13 protein-coding genes are annotated in these 16809 nt (G+C 64.8%); 8 read left to right on the top strand and 5 right to left on the bottom strand.

The window, feature by feature from the left end:
- Window positions 1-116: 116 nt before the first annotated feature.
- On the bottom strand, window positions 117-1859 hold the full coding sequence (locus tag HBF25_RS14555; protein WP_166949599.1) for a 3-hydroxybutyrate oligomer hydrolase family protein: 1743 nt from the start codon (window positions 1857-1859) through the stop codon (window positions 117-119).
- Window positions 1860-2004: 145 nt separating this feature from the next.
- Between HBF25_RS14555 and HBF25_RS14550 the strand changes: the two genes are divergently transcribed.
- Window positions 2005-4197, top strand: a complete 2193-nt coding sequence (locus HBF25_RS14550; protein WP_166949597.1) for a pilin — start codon at window positions 2005-2007, stop codon at window positions 4195-4197.
- 125 nt (window positions 4198-4322) lie between these two features.
- The gene (gene typA / locus HBF25_RS14545; RefSeq protein WP_166949595.1) at window positions 4323-6170 is read left to right on the top strand and encodes a translational GTPase TypA; all 1848 of its coding nucleotides are present in this window, start codon (window positions 4323-4325) and stop codon (window positions 6168-6170) included.
- Window positions 6171-6440: 270 nt separating this feature from the next.
- On the opposite strand, the gene HBF25_RS14540 is transcribed toward typA, so the two are convergent.
- The gene (locus HBF25_RS14540; protein ID WP_166949593.1) at window positions 6441-7241 is read right to left on the bottom strand and encodes a DUF3025 domain-containing protein; all 801 of its coding nucleotides are present in this window, start codon (window positions 7239-7241) and stop codon (window positions 6441-6443) included.
- 3 nt (window positions 7242-7244) lie between these two features.
- The gene (rimO, locus tag HBF25_RS14535) at window positions 7245-8567 is read right to left on the bottom strand and encodes a 30S ribosomal protein S12 methylthiotransferase RimO (RefSeq protein ID WP_166949591.1); all 1323 of its coding nucleotides are present in this window, start codon (window positions 8565-8567) and stop codon (window positions 7245-7247) included.
- Between the two features lie 124 nt (window positions 8568-8691).
- On the opposite strand from rimO, the gene HBF25_RS14530 reads away from it, so the two are divergent.
- The 5 genes from HBF25_RS14530 (at window position 8692) to HBF25_RS14510 (ending at window position 11053) form a co-directional block, all read left to right on the top strand.
- On the top strand, window positions 8692-9372 hold the full coding sequence (locus HBF25_RS14530; protein ID WP_166949589.1) for a dienelactone hydrolase family protein: 681 nt from the start codon (window positions 8692-8694) through the stop codon (window positions 9370-9372).
- On the top strand, window positions 9369-9785 hold the full coding sequence (locus HBF25_RS14525) for an HIT domain-containing protein (RefSeq protein ID WP_166949587.1): 417 nt from the start codon (window positions 9369-9371) through the stop codon (window positions 9783-9785). Before HBF25_RS14530 ends, HBF25_RS14525 begins: the two co-directional genes overlap by 4 nt.
- A 146-nt stretch (window positions 9786-9931) precedes the next feature.
- On the top strand, window positions 9932-10135 hold the full coding sequence (locus tag HBF25_RS14520) for a hypothetical protein (RefSeq protein WP_208392587.1): 204 nt from the start codon (window positions 9932-9934) through the stop codon (window positions 10133-10135).
- 170 nt (window positions 10136-10305) lie between these two features.
- Entirely contained in the window at window positions 10306-10689 is a 384-nt protein-coding gene (locus tag HBF25_RS14515) for an immunity 22 family protein (RefSeq protein ID WP_166949585.1), read from the top strand.
- A gap of 184 nt (window positions 10690-10873) precedes the next feature.
- A complete protein-coding gene (locus HBF25_RS14510; protein WP_166949253.1) occupies window positions 10874-11053 on the top strand; it encodes a hypothetical protein in 180 nt (59 codons plus the stop codon).
- 98 nt (window positions 11054-11151) lie between these two features.
- Here HBF25_RS14510 and HBF25_RS14505 read toward each other — a convergent pair whose 3' ends face one another.
- Window positions 11152-13314, bottom strand: coding sequence for a S46 family peptidase (locus tag HBF25_RS14505; RefSeq protein ID WP_166949583.1), 2163 nt, complete (start codon window positions 13312-13314; stop codon window positions 11152-11154).
- 111 nt (window positions 13315-13425) lie between these two features.
- A complete protein-coding gene (locus HBF25_RS14500; protein ID WP_243853237.1) occupies window positions 13426-15579 on the bottom strand; it encodes a S46 family peptidase in 2154 nt (717 codons plus the stop codon).
- A gap of 160 nt (window positions 15580-15739) precedes the next feature.
- On the opposite strand from HBF25_RS14500, the gene tdh reads away from it, so the two are divergent.
- Window positions 15740-16774, top strand: coding sequence for an L-threonine 3-dehydrogenase (tdh, locus tag HBF25_RS14495; protein ID WP_208392586.1), 1035 nt, complete (start codon window positions 15740-15742; stop codon window positions 16772-16774).
- The last annotated feature ends 35 nt before the right edge of the window (window positions 16775-16809 follow it).

Below are 16809 nucleotides of genomic sequence, written 5' to 3'. Positions count from 1 at the left end.
TGTAACTCGTTGAAAATCCTGTCGGCCACGACCATGGCCGACGCGGGGGACTGCAAAGGCTACCGAAGATGGCGGTCCGGACCCAAGACTTCAAGCAAGTAAATGTGATGAAACCTTCATGCGGGCGGCAAAGCCAGGGCACCGGGGGTCAGTGGGCCGGGGCCACGGGGCCTTGCATCGCGCACCGCCGCATCCTCCGGCAAGGCCCTGCCCTGTGCAACATGCGCCCAGACCCGGTCCAACGCAGCGTAGCCATAAGGCAGCAGGGGTACGAAGCGATCACCGAAATCGGGAAACGACAGGAACGCGTCGAAGTGCTGGGCATGGGGCACTCGCCAGTACACCGGCGCCCGTCCCGCCGCCCGCAACCAGCGCACGTAGGGGTCGGAAGCGAACGCGGCCGGAATCAGGCCATCCGCTGCCCCGTGCACGACGCATATCGGCAGGTCTTCGCGCGGCATCGCCACGGCCGTTTCCGCCACGGCCGCCTTCAGCATGGCGGCATCGTCCCCCGGCCCCTCCCACAGATGGCGCAAGGCCATCTGGCCGGGCAGAACGGGGTCCAGTGAGACATCCGTGCCACCGTCGAGCACGATGCCCGGTCCGGGCGGTAGTCCCGCGCCATCCGACCACCACGCCGCCCGGATGTCTGCCGCGCCCGGCAGGCCGGGCGGCGCCCGGTAGGCAAAGCCCAGCGGCATGTCGCCCAGGGCCCGGCGCAGGTAGGACGACGCATAGGGCACCGAAATGATCCGCCACAGATCCAGCGCCGTGGAAGACGCCGCCGCTGCGAAAGACTCTTCGCGCCAACCACGTTCCACCAGGCGATCCAGGGCCTCGTCGGCCAGTCGCGAGGGCAGCAGGCCCGACATTTTCCCGTGCGCGCGCAGGGATGCCGCCCGCACGGCCCATGCCGGAGGCTGGACCACGCCAGCACGGGCAAATGGCAGATCATCGAAGCGCGACGAGGCCATGGCCGCAGGCATCCACAGGCCCGCCTCCGTTCCGTAGTCGAAAAAAGGCCGCCCCTGCCCCGGCACGTGTACGTTGGGCTCAAGCGCCACCACGGCATCGAGCAGACCGTCCACATCGTCGCCCGCCGCACGCAGCACCGCGCCGCCACCATTGGACAGGCCGGTGGCGATGATCGTGGTGTTCGCTGCGGTAAACGGGGCGTCGTCGGGAAAGGCGCGATCCAGCATGGCAAGCCCGAAACGCGCCGCCTGGAGTACCTGTCGCCCCCAGTCGGCTTCCGGATGATCCCCGGAGTGTGCGTGCTTCACGCCGATGCCGGCATCGGCGGGTGGCGATGCCGGCTCGAACTCCAGTTCGGCTTCGCCCGCTCGCCGACGCGTACCGTCCAACGCCACGCCGGTACCGTCTGCCGTATCGAAATACCCGGCGCCAGCACCTTTATCCGTATAGGCAACGGCGCAACCCTTCGGCAGCCCCCAGCCACCCGCCAGCGCAATGGCACCGTAAATACCTCGCGAACCGGAGGAAGCCGTGACGACAAGGCAACGCTTCGACCGGTCGAATACGTCCGGCACCTGCACAAGCACTCGATGCGTCGAGTGCGCCCCGGCGATGCGGGCAAACGCCGTGTATTCGCGCCCCGGTACGGCGGGCACGGCGCCATAGACGCTACCGAAACCACCCAGTCGCCCCAGATCGGCAATGCCCTTCCAGCTCGACTGGATCGCACGACGACGCAGTTCGGCGGGAGTGGGGCTACCAGGGTTCGCGAAGGGCGCCAGCGTACCGGCAAGCCCGCGCAGACCGAGACCGGCGCTGAGCAGGTCGTCGTCGTGACGGTGCACGGTTTGAAGGATGTCGCCGGATACGTCGAGGGCTTCCATGGGGATTCCTGCTGACAACCCTGCGAAGATGCGCGACGCACACCGGACATGGCAAGTCGTGATCCGCGTACACGCCCGCTTGAGAACGCACTGCTATCCTCCCCGCGCCCGGCAGGAGCCGGATGAATCTAGGGGATACAGAGCAATGACTGCCCGCCGTACCGTCCTGCTGTCCGCCGCCATCGTCGCGGCCCTGGGACTGACCGCCTGCCACAAGGATGGCAACAACACACCCACCGCCGACCCGAAGGCGGTGGCCGCGGCACAGGCCGACATCTCGGCACCGGCCTGGCTGCGCCAACACCTTCCGGCCCAGACCGTGTCCTATGTGCGCATCCCCTCGCCGTGGGTGATGCTGGGTGGCGTGCCGACGGGGCGCGCGCTCGACGCTGCGTTGTCCACCAAGGCACACCTGGACCTGGTTGCGAAACTGCGCGAGAGCATCGCCCGGGACAAGATTCTCGCCGACCTGAAGATCGCCCCCGTGCTCGGCCTGCTGCTGGACGACCTGCGCTCTCCCGTGGAGGTGGCGCTGATCGACCCCGTCGGCATTCCCTCGCCAGCCTCGCGCGTGGTCGTCACCGCGGTGTTGGCCCAGCCGAGCGTCGATGCCGTCAACGCACGACTGGCCACGCTATCCACCACCACGCCGATCCTCGCCGCGCCGCTGGACGCCCAGGGCAACGGCACGCTGTCCAGCGGCGGCGCCGTGCGCTACGACGTGAAGACACGCCGCCTGTGGGTGACCCAGGCCACCAAGGAACCCAGCGACGCGGCTAAGCTCGACGAGCTGATCGCCAGCTTCGGCAACGCGGGCACGAAGGACTCGCCTGCCACGCTGGGCGAGCTTGAATCGCGCATCGACACCTCCGGCGAAGGCTTGTTCGGCTGGGTGACCGTGCGCGGCGTCGGCGCCGTTGCCGCCGCACAGGCCGGCGACAACCCGCTCGGCCGCCTGCCGGCCGACTTTGCCAGCAAGGCCGACGCCATTGCCTTCGGCGCCGGCAGCGTCGACGGACTGGGCCAGATCCGCCTCATCGTCCACGCACCGCAGGCCCGCGCCCTGCAATACCTTGCACCGGTCTCGTTCGCCCCGTCGATCAAGACCGCGGGCGAGCCACGCTGGGTGCTGACCTTCGCCGTGCCTGGCCCGGAGGCCTACAAGCGCTTCGAGGACAACCTGAACCTGGACTTCGGCAGCGACGCCGCCGGTAAATTCCATGCGCTCGACAAGCGGATGCAGGACCGTTACGGGGCCGCGCTGGCCGATTACTTCAAGTGGTTCGGACCCGAGCTGGTCGTGTTTGCCGACGACGCCGGCACCTTCTACGCCCTGCGTACCCGCGACATGAAAGCCTGGCGCGACCACATGGCGGCGATGGGCCCGCGCGGCTGGAAAACCGGCACCTCAAAGATTGACGGCACCGAGGTCCACTGGGTGACGGCGCCGCCCCAGGGCAGCGACGTCCTGCCTGCCGATGCGACACCATCGATGAAACCGCTGGCCGAGCTGATCGGTCGCATGGGTGGCAAGTCGTGGTGGCTGGAAGACGGCGACTGGATCGTGATGGCGGGCGTGCCGCAGGCGCTATCCGACCGCGCGGCCGCCAAGCCGGATACGTCCGTGGCCGACTGGCTCGCCAGCCGCCACTACCCGGGCAACCGCACCCTCGCCGGCTTCACGGCCACGACGCACGGCGCCCAGCGCGACGCCTACTACACCTACATCCAGATCCTGCAGATCCTTGCCTCGATGTCGGGCTCGGAGGCGGATATCGCCACCCTGCCCTCGGCCCATACGCTGGGCCTGCCAGACAAGGGCGTGCTGGGCACGGCCATCGAGGCCGACCAGGACACCCTCGCCCTGTCCTTCACCTACCAGCAGACGCCCTATGAGCTGGTGGATAGCGGCGGCGCCATGAGCATCGCGGTGACGTCGGCCATCCTGGCAGCCATCGCCGTCCCGCAGTACGAGAACTACACGATGCGCGCCCAGGTGAACCTCGCACTGGCCGCGGCCGATCCGGTCAAGGAGGCCGTTGGCAAGAAGCGCCTGGCCACCGGTCGCTTCCCGGCAACCAACGCCGCCGCGGGCCTGGGCAAGCCGGAAACCCTCGGCAACGATATCGCCGGCTCCGTCGAGATCGGCCAGGGCGGCTCCATCACGATCACCCTGGACGCCACCCCGCCGCACAAGGCCGACCAGAAGCTGGACTCGGGCCAGCTGGTTCTCACGCCCCGCGTGGAAGAAGGCCGGGTGGACTGGGCCTGCGAAGGCGACGGCATCGATCCGAAGTACCTTCCGGCCGCCTGCCGCGGCCCGGTGCTGGAACCCTGAACGGGTGCGGCCTGCGGCTCCGTGAACGGAGTCGCAGGCCGTCATGCGAAAATCGCCAAATTCCTTTATAATCGGCGGCTTCCCAAACCAAAGAGGCGATCCGGCTGCACGCCGGCGCATACCGCATGTCGATCGAATTCCTGCGCAACATCGCCATCGTCGCTCACGTCGACCATGGCAAAACCACCCTCGTCGACCAGCTTCTGAAGCAGTCCGGCACGCTGAACGAGCGTACCGTGCTCGCCGAGCGCGTAATGGATTCGAACGACCAGGAAAAGGAGCGTGGCATCACGATCCTTGCCAAGAACACGGCCATCACCTGGGAAGACAAGAAGAAGGGCGTCAAGAACCGCATCAACATCGTCGACACCCCGGGACACGCCGACTTCGGCGGCGAAGTCGAGCGCGTGCTGTCGATGGTCGACACCGTGCTGATCCTGGTCGATGCGATGGACGGCCCGATGCCGCAGACGCGCTTCGTCACCCAGAAGGCCTTCGCGATGGGCTTCAAGCCGATCGTCGTGGTCAACAAGGTCGATCGTCCGGGCGCCCGTCCTGAGTGGGTGGTCGAGCAGGTGTGGGACCTCTTCGCCAAGCTCGGCGCCACCGACGAGCAGATGGAATTCCCGATCGTCTACGCCTCGGCGCTCAACGGCTACGCCTCGCTCGACGAGAATGCCCGCGAAGGCGACATGACCCCGCTGTACGAAGCGATCATGCAGCACGCACCGAAGCCTGACGTCGATCCGGAAGGCGCCTTCCAGATGCGCATCAGCCAGCTCGACTACAACAACTTCGTCGGCGTCATCGGCATTGGCCGCATCCAGCGCGGCACCCTGAAGAAGGGCATGCCGGTTGCCGTGATCGACCGTGAAGGCAAGAAGCGCCAGGGCAAGGTTGTCCAGGTGCTCGGCTTCCTCGGCCTCGAGCGCATCGAGCAGGAATCGGCCGAAGCCGGCGACATCGTCGCCATCTCGGGCATCCCCGAGCTGACCATTTCCGATACGGTCACCGCGCTCGACACGCCGGAGGCGCTGCCGGCGCTGAGCGTCGACGAGCCGATGATCAGCATGACCTTCCAGGTCAACAACTCGCCGTTCGTCGGCAACAAGGACCTCTCGGGCGGCAAGTTCCTCACCAGCCGCCAGCTGCGCGAGCGCCTCGACCGCGAGAAGGTGCACAACGTTGCCCTGCGCGTCGAAGACGGCTCCGACGCCGACAAGTTCCTGGTTTCGGGCCGTGGCGAACTGCACCTCTCGGTGCTGATCGAAAACATGCGCCGCGAAGGTTACGAGCTGGCCGTGTCGCGTCCGGAAGTCATCCTGAAGGAAATCGACGGCCAGAAGATGGAGCCGATCGAAGAACTCGTGATCGACATCGAAGAAGTCCACCAGGGCGGCGTGATGGAGCGCCTCGGCATCCGCAAGGGCGACCTGAAGAACATGGTCTCCGATGGCCAGGGTCGCGTGCGCCTCGAGTATGAAATCCCGGCTCGCGGCCTCATCGGCTTCCAGAACCAGTTCAAGACCCTCACCCAGGGTTCGGGCCTGCTGTTCCACGTGTTCAAGCACTACGGTCCGTATACCCCGGCTCCGATCGCCAAGCGCCAGAACGGCGTGATGATCGCGAACGCCCCGGGCAACACCCCGGCCTATTCGCTCGGACCCCTCCAGGAACGCGGCAAGCTGTTCGCCGCCGAAGGCGACTCGGTGTACGAAGGCCAGCTGATCGGTATCCACGCGAAGGACAACGACCTTACCGTCAACGCGATCAAGCCGAAGCCGCTCACCAACATGCGCGCCTCCGGCAAGGACGACGCGATCCAGCTCACCCCGGCCACCAAGTTCACGCTGGAACAGGCACTGGACTTCATCGACGACGACGAGCTGGTCGAAGTCACGCCGAAGGAAATCCGCATGCGCAAGAAGCACCTGACGGAAGCCGACCGCAAGAAGGCATCGCGCGGCGGCTGATTTCCGCTGACGATGCAATAAAAAACGCCGCTCGAAAGAGCGGCGTTTTTTTATGTCCGCAAGCTGATAACCCCGACACCTTGGTAACCCCGACACCTTGGTAACCCCGACACCGTCGTTCCAGCGAACGCTGGAACCCAGCGCCCCAGTTCACCAGCATGGCCGAACGCCACATCGATGTGCACTCAAGAAGCCAAGCAGGCCACGCCATCGCGAAAACCCACTGCATCGCACTGGATTCCTGCGTTCGCAGGAATGACGGCCCAGGTGTTACCAGCAGATGCCGGCAAGTGGTGCGGGATATGCGCGCCCCGCCCTCACCGGCTGGAAACACGGCGCAGAGAAGTAGAACGCATCACTATCGGTATCCACATGCCACCCCGGCACACCCGACACCGGAAACGGCCGCAATTCCTGCGGATCATTAAGCACCGCCCCGGAAGCAATCGCCCGCGCGCAAACTTCCGCAGCGTCATCCCCCATGACGACCAATGCCTTACCCACCAGCAATTTCTCCGGCGTCAACGCATGCTCCAGCAACGCATGCCCGAACACCTCGACACGCGCCTCACCCGACAACCACGCCTCACGATGCGTGCGGAACAGGCAGAACCAGTCATGCCGATCCCACGCCTCCAGCATGGCCGGATCACGAAGACTGACGATCATCCCGGCTTCGTCGAAATGCGTAAGCGCACACTGCGGCCGCGAACGTTCACGGGGCCCCATGCGTTCGATCTCGCTCACCTGCCGTGCGTTGAGCGCACGCTTGATCGCGCCATGGCGCAGCCAGACGAAGGCATTGAACAGGTCATGCCAGTTGGCGGCACGCGTTGCGACGGCGCCGAGCTGCGCGATGCGCTCCTCGTAATGCAGGCCATCCGCCAGCAAGGCGGCATCCTGCGTAACGAAACGCGTCGTCACGCCCACAGGCCAGAGCGCATTCAGTGCAGAAACCTCAGGCCATTCGTCACCTTCGACGAATGACCTGAATTCATCCCAGTACGCCAGCGGCGGTACCGCGAGCACGCTGCGATCCAGCGCCTCGCGTGTGGGCGCCACGTACCGCATGGGTCAGACCAGGCGACCGTAGAGGTCGTGGGCGTCGGCTTCTTCCACCACCACGTCGACGAACTGGCCCGGCTTCAGCAGCTGGCCGTCATCGATGCGAACGGCACCGTCGATTTCCGGCGCGTCGGCACTGGAGCGACCCCACGCACCGTCGGCATCGATCTCATCGACGAGCACACGAATGGTCTTGCCCACCTTGCGCTGGAGCTTGGCCGCCGAGATCTCGGCCTGCACCGCCATGAACTGCTCCAGGCGATCTTCCTTCAGCTCTTCGTCGACCTGACCCGGCAACTCGTTGGCCTTGGCGCCATCCACCGGCGAATAGGCGAACGCACCGACGCGATCCAGCTCGGCCTCGCGAAGGAAATCGAGCAGCTCGTTGAACTCGGCATCCGTCTCACCCGGGAAACCGACGATGAAGGTGCTGCGAATGGTGAGATCCGGCACGGAACGACGCCAATTCTGGATGCGCTCCAGCGTCTTGTCCACGTTGCCCGGCCGCTTCATCAACTTGAGGATGCGCGGGCTGGCGTGCTGGAACGGGATGTCGAGGTACGGAAGGATCTTGCCCTCCGCCATCAACGGCATCACCTCGTCGACATGCGGATACGGGTAGACGTAATGCAGACGCGTCCACACACCCAGCTCGGAAAGACCCTCGCAAAGCTCGGTCATGCGCGTACGGTACTGCTTGCCCCGCCACTCGCGCTCGGCGTAACGCACGTCCACGCCATAGGCGCTGGTGTCCTGCGAGATCACCAGCAGCTCCTTCACGCCACCCTTGACCAGCTTCTCGGCCTCGATCAACACCTGATCGACCGGGCGGCTGACAAGATCGCCACGCATGGAAGGAATGATGCAAAAGCTGCAACGGTGGTTGCAGCCCTCGGAAATCTTGAGATACGCATAGTGCTTCGGCGTGAGCTTGACGCCCGTGTCCGGCACCAGGTCGAGGAACTTGTTGCGCGCCGGCGGCAGCGCCTTGTGCACGGCACTCATCACCGAGGCGTAATCCTGCGGACCGGTAATGGCCAGCACGTCAGGGTAGCTCTCGCGGATCAGCTCCTGGCGCTTGCCGAGGCAGCCGGTGACGATCACCTTGCCGTTCTCGTGAAGCGCTTCGCCGATGGCGTCGAGAGACTCCTGCACGGCAGAATCGATAAAGCCACAGGTATTCACCACCACGGCATCGGCCGCGCCGTAGCTGGGCACGATCTCGTAGCCCTCGACCTTGAGCTGGGTGAGGATGCGTTCTGAATCGACAAGAGCCTTTGGACATCCAAGGCTGACGAAGCCGATTTTCTGGGTCTGAGCGGCCTGGGACATTGCCGTGGGTACCGGAGCGGGGAAACCGCGCATTATAGCCGGTCCGGCATCCCCCCGCCGAGGCGGGACGACCACCGTGAAGCCGGGTAACCTTCAGGCTTTCTCACCCCGCCGGAGATTCCCCATGGGCCACACCCTCTCCCTCGACACCTCTCGCCCCCACCACGAACACATGGACGCCTACCTCGCCGAACCGCCCAAGGGCGTGGAAGTGCGCGGTGGCATCGTCGTCATTCAGGAGATCTTCGGCGTCAATGCCCATATCCGCAGCGTGGCGGACCGCTTCGCCGCCGAGGGTTTCGTCGCCATCGCACCCGCCCTGTTCGACCCCGTGCAGAAGGGTGTGGAGCTGGGCTACGACCAGGAAGGCATGACCCGGGGCGTGAAGTACATCTCCGAACTCGGCCTGCTGCGTCCCACCCAGGATGTGGACGTGGCAGCGAAGTACCTCGCCCACCACTTCAAGGTGAAGGTCGGCACGGTGGGCTACTGCTGGGGCGGCACCATCGCCCTGCTAGCCGCCCTGCGCCTGGGCCTGCCCTCGTCCAGCTACTACGGCTCGCGCGACGCGCCCTTCCTGGCCGAGAAGGCCAAGGCCAATGTCATTTTCCACTTCGGCGAGCGCGACCACTCCATTCCGCCCGAGATGGTCGAGAAGCATCGCGAACTGAAGCCGGAAATGGATACCTGGGTCTACCCGGCCGACCATGGCTTCAACTGCGACGTGCGCGCCAGCTATGACGAAGCCAGTGCGAAGATCGCGTGGGAACGCACCCGCACCTTCTTCGAGACCGAACTCGCGTGAACACGGCGTTCGACCTCGACCCCAGGCTCGCCGGCGACACCGTCGTCGTCGGCGACCTGCCGCTGTGTCGCGTGCTGCTGATGCGCGATGCGCGCTTTGCGTGGCTGGTACTGGTACCGAGACAGCCCGGACTCGTGGAGGTCACCGATCTCTCCGAGTCCGATCGCGCCACTCTCTGGCGCGAGGTGGATGCGGCAGGCGCCGCGCTGCGTGCCGTCGCCCCCTGCGACAAGCTCAACATCGGTGCGCTGGGCAATATCGTCCGGCAGTTGCATGTGCATGTGGTGGCCCGCACGGAAGGCGACGCTGCGTGGCCCGGCCCCGTGTGGGGCTCCGGCAAGGCCGAGCCGTATGCGGACACCGCACTGGACGAATGCTTGAAGACGTTGCGCTCGCTGCTGGCTCCGCTCTGAATCTGTCGGGCCTAATCCTTACGGGGATCGAGGCATCCGGCCGAAAGCCACTTCACGGCCGGAAATGTACTCTCGGGAACTGCCATCCGGTGTCGGGTCACCCCGGCACCGGACTGATCCAACAGTGCTAACCTAGGAGCGCACCCATGGCCGAGGCCAGAACCATGAGCGACATCGACCGTCTTCAGATCAGCGCCAACATCAGCAAGCTCATGGCAGAAACCATGAAGATCAGCGCTGAAACCTCAAAGATCCAGGCCGAGCAGAAGTACTACCCAGCGGTCGCCTTCGGAGCGATCGTCGTAAGCGCCCTGGGCGTTGCCGCGGCGATCATCGTGAAGTTGCTCTAATCGCAGAGTCATCCGTGGCGCCCTGCTGGCGACACATTGACCACACCAACCCGAGCCGTTGCCGCACAAGGCCCGGAGAGGGTTATCCACAATGTTATGCAGCGACTATCCACACGGGCTGTGGATGAAATGGATGATGGCGATGCAGCATCATCGCGACGGGGATTCGCATGCGCACCCGGGAAACGTCCCACTTCTATCTTGGCCGCGTAACGGATACGGCACGATTCAACGAATTTCTTGCCGAGCACTACGACCGGGACGACGACGAGCCCATCTCCGCCTTCTACGCATCGCAGGGTGAGCGATTCTGCGATCACGACTTCATGGAGACCGGCGAGCGTTCTCCCGGGGCATCACTTGAGGAATTCTTCGCGCCGCATTCCTATGCCTCGGAATGGTCTGCGGCCCTGTGCGAAGCCGCTCGCTCGAAGGGACTGGATGATGCAAACGCATTGCTTTTCATCAACACCGAACAGATAGCCCAGCCTCGTTCAGTGACGTATGAAGGATTCGAACTCGTGTACGTCGGCGCCATCGGATACAGCATCTGACAGCCTGAACTTTGCGTTTTGTCGGCTTTGGCCGAATGACGTGATTAACGCCTCTTACGGACACACGAGCCATTGGCCGAAAGACACGGCAATAGTCGGCCACTATCGTGGCGATAGTGCTGCTTCGCAGGCAGCAACTCCCGGCAACTCGCCGCTTCGATAGTGATAGGCTTGGACAAAACCGATGACCGACGCCCAGACCATGACCCGCGACGAGCGAGAGAAAATCCGAGCCGAAATCGGAAAGCTGATGGCCGAAACGGCGAAGATCAACGCTGAAGCCCGCTGGTATCCATTCGTTGCCACAGCCGGCCTGTTTGCTGCTGCGGTTGGCTTCGTAAAGCTCATGGGGCTCATCTTCTGACAATGCCATCGCCTCATTGGCCATAAAAAAACCGCCGACAACCCGGCGGTTTTTTTTGCCCGGGAACAGGGTGCGATACTCGCACCCTGCCCGCCATCTCACTTAGCCGGCACGCCCATTTCCTTCAACAGGTTATCGGCGTGATCGAGGTGGTGCATCACCCACAACATATACCGCACATCCACCTGGATCGAACGGTTGAGCTTCGGGTTGAACAGCCAGTCGCCGCTCACCGATTCCCAGTTGCCGTCGAAGGCGAGGCCCACGAGGTGGCCTTCGGCATCCAGCGCCGGTGAACCGGAGTTACCGCCCGTGATGTCGAGGTCGGCCAGGAAGTCGACGGGCAGCGTGCCCTGCTTCTTCGAGGCGTACGAGTCGAACGCCTTCGCCTTGATGGCGTCGGTCTCGGCCCTCGGTGCGTTGAACGGCTCTTCGCCGGTGTCCTTTTCGACGATGCCTTCCACCGTGGTGAACGGCGAGTAGCTCACGCCATCACGCGGAGCTACGCCCTGCACGTTGCCGAAGGTGACGCGCAGCGAGCTGTTGGCGTCCGGGTAGACCGGCAGGCCCTGCGATTCCTTCCACGCAATGATCGCCTGCATGTAGCGCGGGCGCAGACGGGCCAGTTCGCCTTCCTGGGCGTCCTGCTGGTCTTCGATCTTCTTCAGGTCAGGCAACAGAGCGTTGGCGAGCTTCAGCATGCTGTCGTCGCTGGCGGCGATGGCCTTGTCGTCGGCCTTGAACCACTTCAGGCGCTCGGCGGTATCGCCCAGCTTGCTGCCCTTGTAGAGGTCGGCCACCTTGGCCTGGATCGCCGGACGGGTATTGGCGCTGCCCAGCCAGTTGTCGAGGCCCGGCAGGCGCTGGTCCTTCGGCAGGGTGACGTAGCGCACCAGGGCGTTGGTGAGCAGGTCCTGGTCGGTCTTGGCGTCGTAGCGACGCTCCATCTGCTTGAGCGCGCCTTCGATGCGCACTTCGTCGCGCTGCTGGTAACCGGCCTCGCGCTGCATATCCGGCTTGGTGCGCTGCTGCGCCAGCTTGGCCAGCCGCACGCCGCTGGAGAACAGCTGGGTGCGCGAGATGAGCGACAGATCGGCGTCGCGCTCACGGGTGCCCTGGTAGGTGGTGAGCTTGGACTTCAGCTCGGCGATGTCCTTGATCAGCGCCTGGTTCTCGGCGCCGCCCTGCTTCTTCAGCCAGGCGTCCAGATCGGCTTCCTGCTTCTGCTTCACGGCCACCGCGTCGGCACGACGCAGGCCTTCGAGCTGGCCGCCGAAGTTCTTCAGGTAGTTGTTGAGGCCGGCGACCATGCTGGCGTACTTCACCGTCACGTCCGGATTGGCCTTGCCGTTCTCGGCGATGGTGTTGAGCTGCTCCTTGTAGAGCTGGATCTGGGTCGGATACACCCAGTCGATGGAGCTCTTCACTTCCTGCGCGAGGCGGTAGCGGTTGGTGCGACCGGGATAACCCACGACCATCACGTAGTCGCCGTTCTCCAGGCCTTCCGGGTTCACCTTGATGACGTGCTTCGGATGATACGGCACGTTGTCCTTGGAATACGTGGCGGACTTGCCGTCCTTCGACACGTAGGCGCGCAGGTAGCTGAAATCGCCGGTGTGGCGCGGCCACATCCAGTTGTCGACGTCGCCGCCGAACTTGCCGATGGATTCCGGCGGCGCGTAGACCAGGCGCACGTCCTTGATTTCCATCTGCTTGATCAGCTGGTAGCTGTAGCCACCATGGAAGGTGTAGACGTCGCAGCGGTAGCCGTCGGTCTCGCAGCCTTTCACCAGCTCTTTCTTGGCCAGGTCGATGGCTTCGTAGCGCTGCTTGCCGCTCAGCTGCGGCGTGACCTTGGCGTTCACTTCCTTGGTGACGTCACGGATTTCCTCGGTGACGAACACGCGCATGTCCGGCGAACCCGGCAGCTCTTCCGCGAAATTCTTCGCGAGGAAGCCCTGCTCGATGAGGTTCTTTTCCTTGGTGGAGTTGTACTGAAGCGCGCCGTAGCCGCAATGGTGGTTGGTCACCACCAGGCCGTCCGGCGACACGAAGGAGGCCGTGCAGCCGCCGAGGCTGACGATGGCACCCATCGGGTAGGCGGTGAGATCGGTGAGCGTCGAGGGATCGAGCTTCAGGCCGTGCTGCTTGAGCGTGCCGGCAATCTTGGGGAGCTGGGCGGGCTGCCACATGCCTTCGACGGCATGGGCGGCGGGGACGAGGCCCGCCGCGAGGGCGGTGGCCAGTGCGAGTCGACGCATTGAGGATTCTCCTGGAGGAACGACAACGGCTCTGCCCCTGGGCATGCCGTTACACAGTAACAGTGGCGCAGCGACCTCCGGCACGGATGTGCCGGAGGTCATGCTGCGGCATCACTTGCCGGGAACACCCAGCTCACGCAGCAGGGCCGGCGACGGGTACACCTTGTCCATCAGCCAGCGCATGTAGCGCATGTCCACGTGGATGGCCCGCTTGTAGCGTGGGTCGTACATCCAGCTGGCGCTGACGGCTTCCCAGTTGCTGTCGAAGTTGAGGCCCACCAGCTCGCCCTTCGCGTTCAGCACCGGCGAGCCCGAGTTGCCGCCCGTGGTGTCGAGGTTGCTGAGGAAGTCCACCGGCATGTCGCCCGTCTTCGGGTCGGCATAGCCAGCGAAGTCGCCCTTGCGGATGGCGTCGAGCAGCGGCTTCGGCGCATCGAACGGTGCCTTGCCGGTGTTCTTCTCGACGATGCCCTTCACGGTGGTGAGCGGCGCGTAGGCCACGGCATCGCGGGCGATCAGCGGCGTGACCTTGCCGTAGCTCACGCGCAGCGTGGAGTTGGCATCCGGATACACGGCCCGGCCCTGCTTTTCGCGGTAACCGATGAGCGCTTCCATGTAGGCCGGGCGCAGGCGCAGCAGGTCGCCGTCACGGCTCTTGCGCTCTTCATCCGTGCGCAGCAAGGCAGGGCGCAGCGTGCGTGCGGCCACCAACAGCGGATCGTTGCTCTTTTCGATTTCGGCCGGCGATGCGCCAAACAGACGCAGGCGCTCGGCTTCGTCGCTGAACTTCGTGCCGGCATAGATGGCATCGAGTGCCTTCGCCAGTTCATCCGGCGTACGACCGAAGACCTTGTCGACCTCGGCGAGATGCTGCGAGGCGGGCAGCTTCTGGTATCGCGTCATCAGGGCCGTGACGAAGGCCTTCTCCACGCGCGGATCGTAACGGCGCTGGATCTGCTTCAGCTGGCTCTGGATCAGTTCCTCGTCGCGCTTCTGGTAGCCGGATTCGCGATCGGCATCGGCCTTCGGCCGCTCCACGGACAGGCGGTCTATCGCAAGTGCGCCGCGCAGCAGCTGGGTCTGGGTGTTGAGCACCGCCAGCAGCAGGTCGCGCTCGCGCGTGTCCTTGCCCTGGGCGATCAGCGTCATGACCTGGTCGATCTGTGGCTTGAGCGTCTTCGCTTCGGGGCGCGTGGCCAGCCAGGCCAGCATCGCGGTTTCGTCCTCGCGACGCGTGGTGACGGCGTCGCTGCGTTCCAGGCCTTCCAGCTCGCCGCTGAATCGCTTGATGCCGTTCTTCAGCGACTGCAGCTGCGAGGCGTAGCGGATGCCGGCTTCCTTGTCGGTCTTGCCCTGGGCTTCGATGATGTCCTGCAGTTCCTTCATCACCGCGACCGTGGTCGGCAGGCGCCACTGCACCTGGTCGGCGAATTCGGCGGCCGTGCGATGACGGTAGGTGATGCCCGGGTAACCGGCCAGCATCACGAAATCGCCCTCTGCCACGCCTTCGGTGGCGAGCTTCAGGTGCGACGGCGGATGGTAGGGCTTGTTGTCCGGCGAGTAGTCGGCCGGCTTGCCATCGGCGCCGACATAGGCACGCAGGATGGTGAAGTCGCCGGCATGGCGCGGCCACACGAAGTTGTCGATCTCGTCGCCGTAGTTGCCGATGGCGCGCGGCGGTGCGTACACGAGGCGCAGGTCGCGCAGTTCGAGTTGCTTCACGAGGTAGAAGTCGCGGCCGTAGAACATGTTGGCCACGCTGCAACGGACGCCCTCTTCCTTCTCGCACTCGGCCACGAGGGCCTTGCTGGCGGCGTCCACGGCATCGTAGTACGCGCGACCGCTCTTGCCCTTCGCGTTGGCGAGGATGCGCTCGGTCACCTTGTCGAAGCCGACGGTGACGCGCAGGCGATAGTCCGGGTTGGCCGGCAGCTCGGCCGCCCGGTCGGCGGCGACGTAGCCGTTGGTGATGAGGTCGCGGTCGGGGCGCGAGTTGTACTGGATCACGCCGAAAGCCACGTGGTGATTGGTGACCACCAGGCCATCGTCGGACACGAAGGAGCCAGTACCACCGCCGACGCGCACCACGGCATTGAGCGGTGCGCGGGTCAGGTCGGCCAGATCACGGGCATCGCCGCGGAAGCCGGCTTCCTTGAGGTTCTTCGCAATGCTGGGCAGCTGCGACGGCATCCACATGCCTTCGTCGGCCTTGGCATCGAGGGCAAGTGCCATCGCGGCGCTGAGTATCATCGTGCGGATTCGCATCGTGTAGGGGACCCCTGTCTGGTTCGCAAATCCTTGCGACCATAGAGGGGTGGGCGTTCGCTGGCAATGGCGCAGCGCACAAGATAGGCGCTTCCGGCACGCCTATAATGCCGGTTTGGTTCGCGTCGCGGACCCTCCCTCCCACGGAATACGAACGACCATGCAGCAGACGATGAAGGCGCTGGTAAAGCGCAAGGCCGAACCGGGCATCTGGATGGAAGAAGTGCCGGTACCGCAGGTCGGCCCGAACGAGGTGCTGATCAAGCTCGAGAAAACCGCGATCTGCGGCACCGACCTGCACATCTACAAATGGGACGAGTGGTCCCAGCGCACCATCAAGCCGGGCCTCACCATCGGCCACGAGTTCGTCGGCCGCGTCGTCGAGATGGGCCCGGGCGTCACCGGCTACAAGGTGGGCGACCGCGTCTCCGCCGAAGGCCACATCGTGTGCGGCCACTGCCGCAACTGCCGCGCCGGCCGCCAGCACCTGTGCCCGAACACCGTGGGCATCGGCGTGAACCGCAACGGCGCCTTCGCCGAATACATGACCATGCCGGCCTCCAACCTGTGGCCGATCCCCGACCAGATCCCTTCGGAGCTGGCTGCGTTCTTCGACCCCTACGGCAACGCCGCGCACTGCGCCCTCGAATTCGACCTGATCGGCGAAGACGTGCTCATCACCGGCGCCGGTCCCATCGGCATCATCGCTGCCGGCATCGCCAAGCACGTGGGCGCCCGCAACGTGGTGATCACCGACGTCAACGATTACCGCCTGAAGCTGGCTGCCGACATGGGCGCCACCCGCGTGGTCAACGTGGCCAACCAGTCGCTGAAGGACGTCGTGAAGGATCTGCACATCGAAGGCTTCGACGTTGGCCTGGAAATGAGCGGCAACCCGCGCGCCTTCAACGACATGCTCGAGTGCATGTACCACGGCGGCAAGATCGCCATGCTCGGCATCATGCCGCGCGGCGCCGGCATCGACTGGGACAAGGTCATCTTCAAGGGCCTCACCCTGCAGGGCATCTACGGCCGCAAGATGTATGAGACCTGGTACAAGATGACCCAGATGGTGCTCACCGGCTTCCCGCTTCAGAAGGTGCTCACCCATCAGATCGCCATCGACGACTTCCAGAAGGGTTTCGACCTGATGGACGCCGGCCATTGCGGCAAGGTGGTCTGCTCCTGGACCTGAGGGCGTAATCCCTCCCCCGCCGCGGCTTCCTGAGT

The organism is Luteibacter anthropi (assembly GCF_011759365.1).
GTDB lineage: Bacteria > Pseudomonadota > Gammaproteobacteria > Xanthomonadales > Rhodanobacteraceae > Luteibacter > Luteibacter anthropi.
Note: the sequence above shows the minus strand (reverse complement) of the source record. Positions and strands in the feature narration are given on the sequence as shown.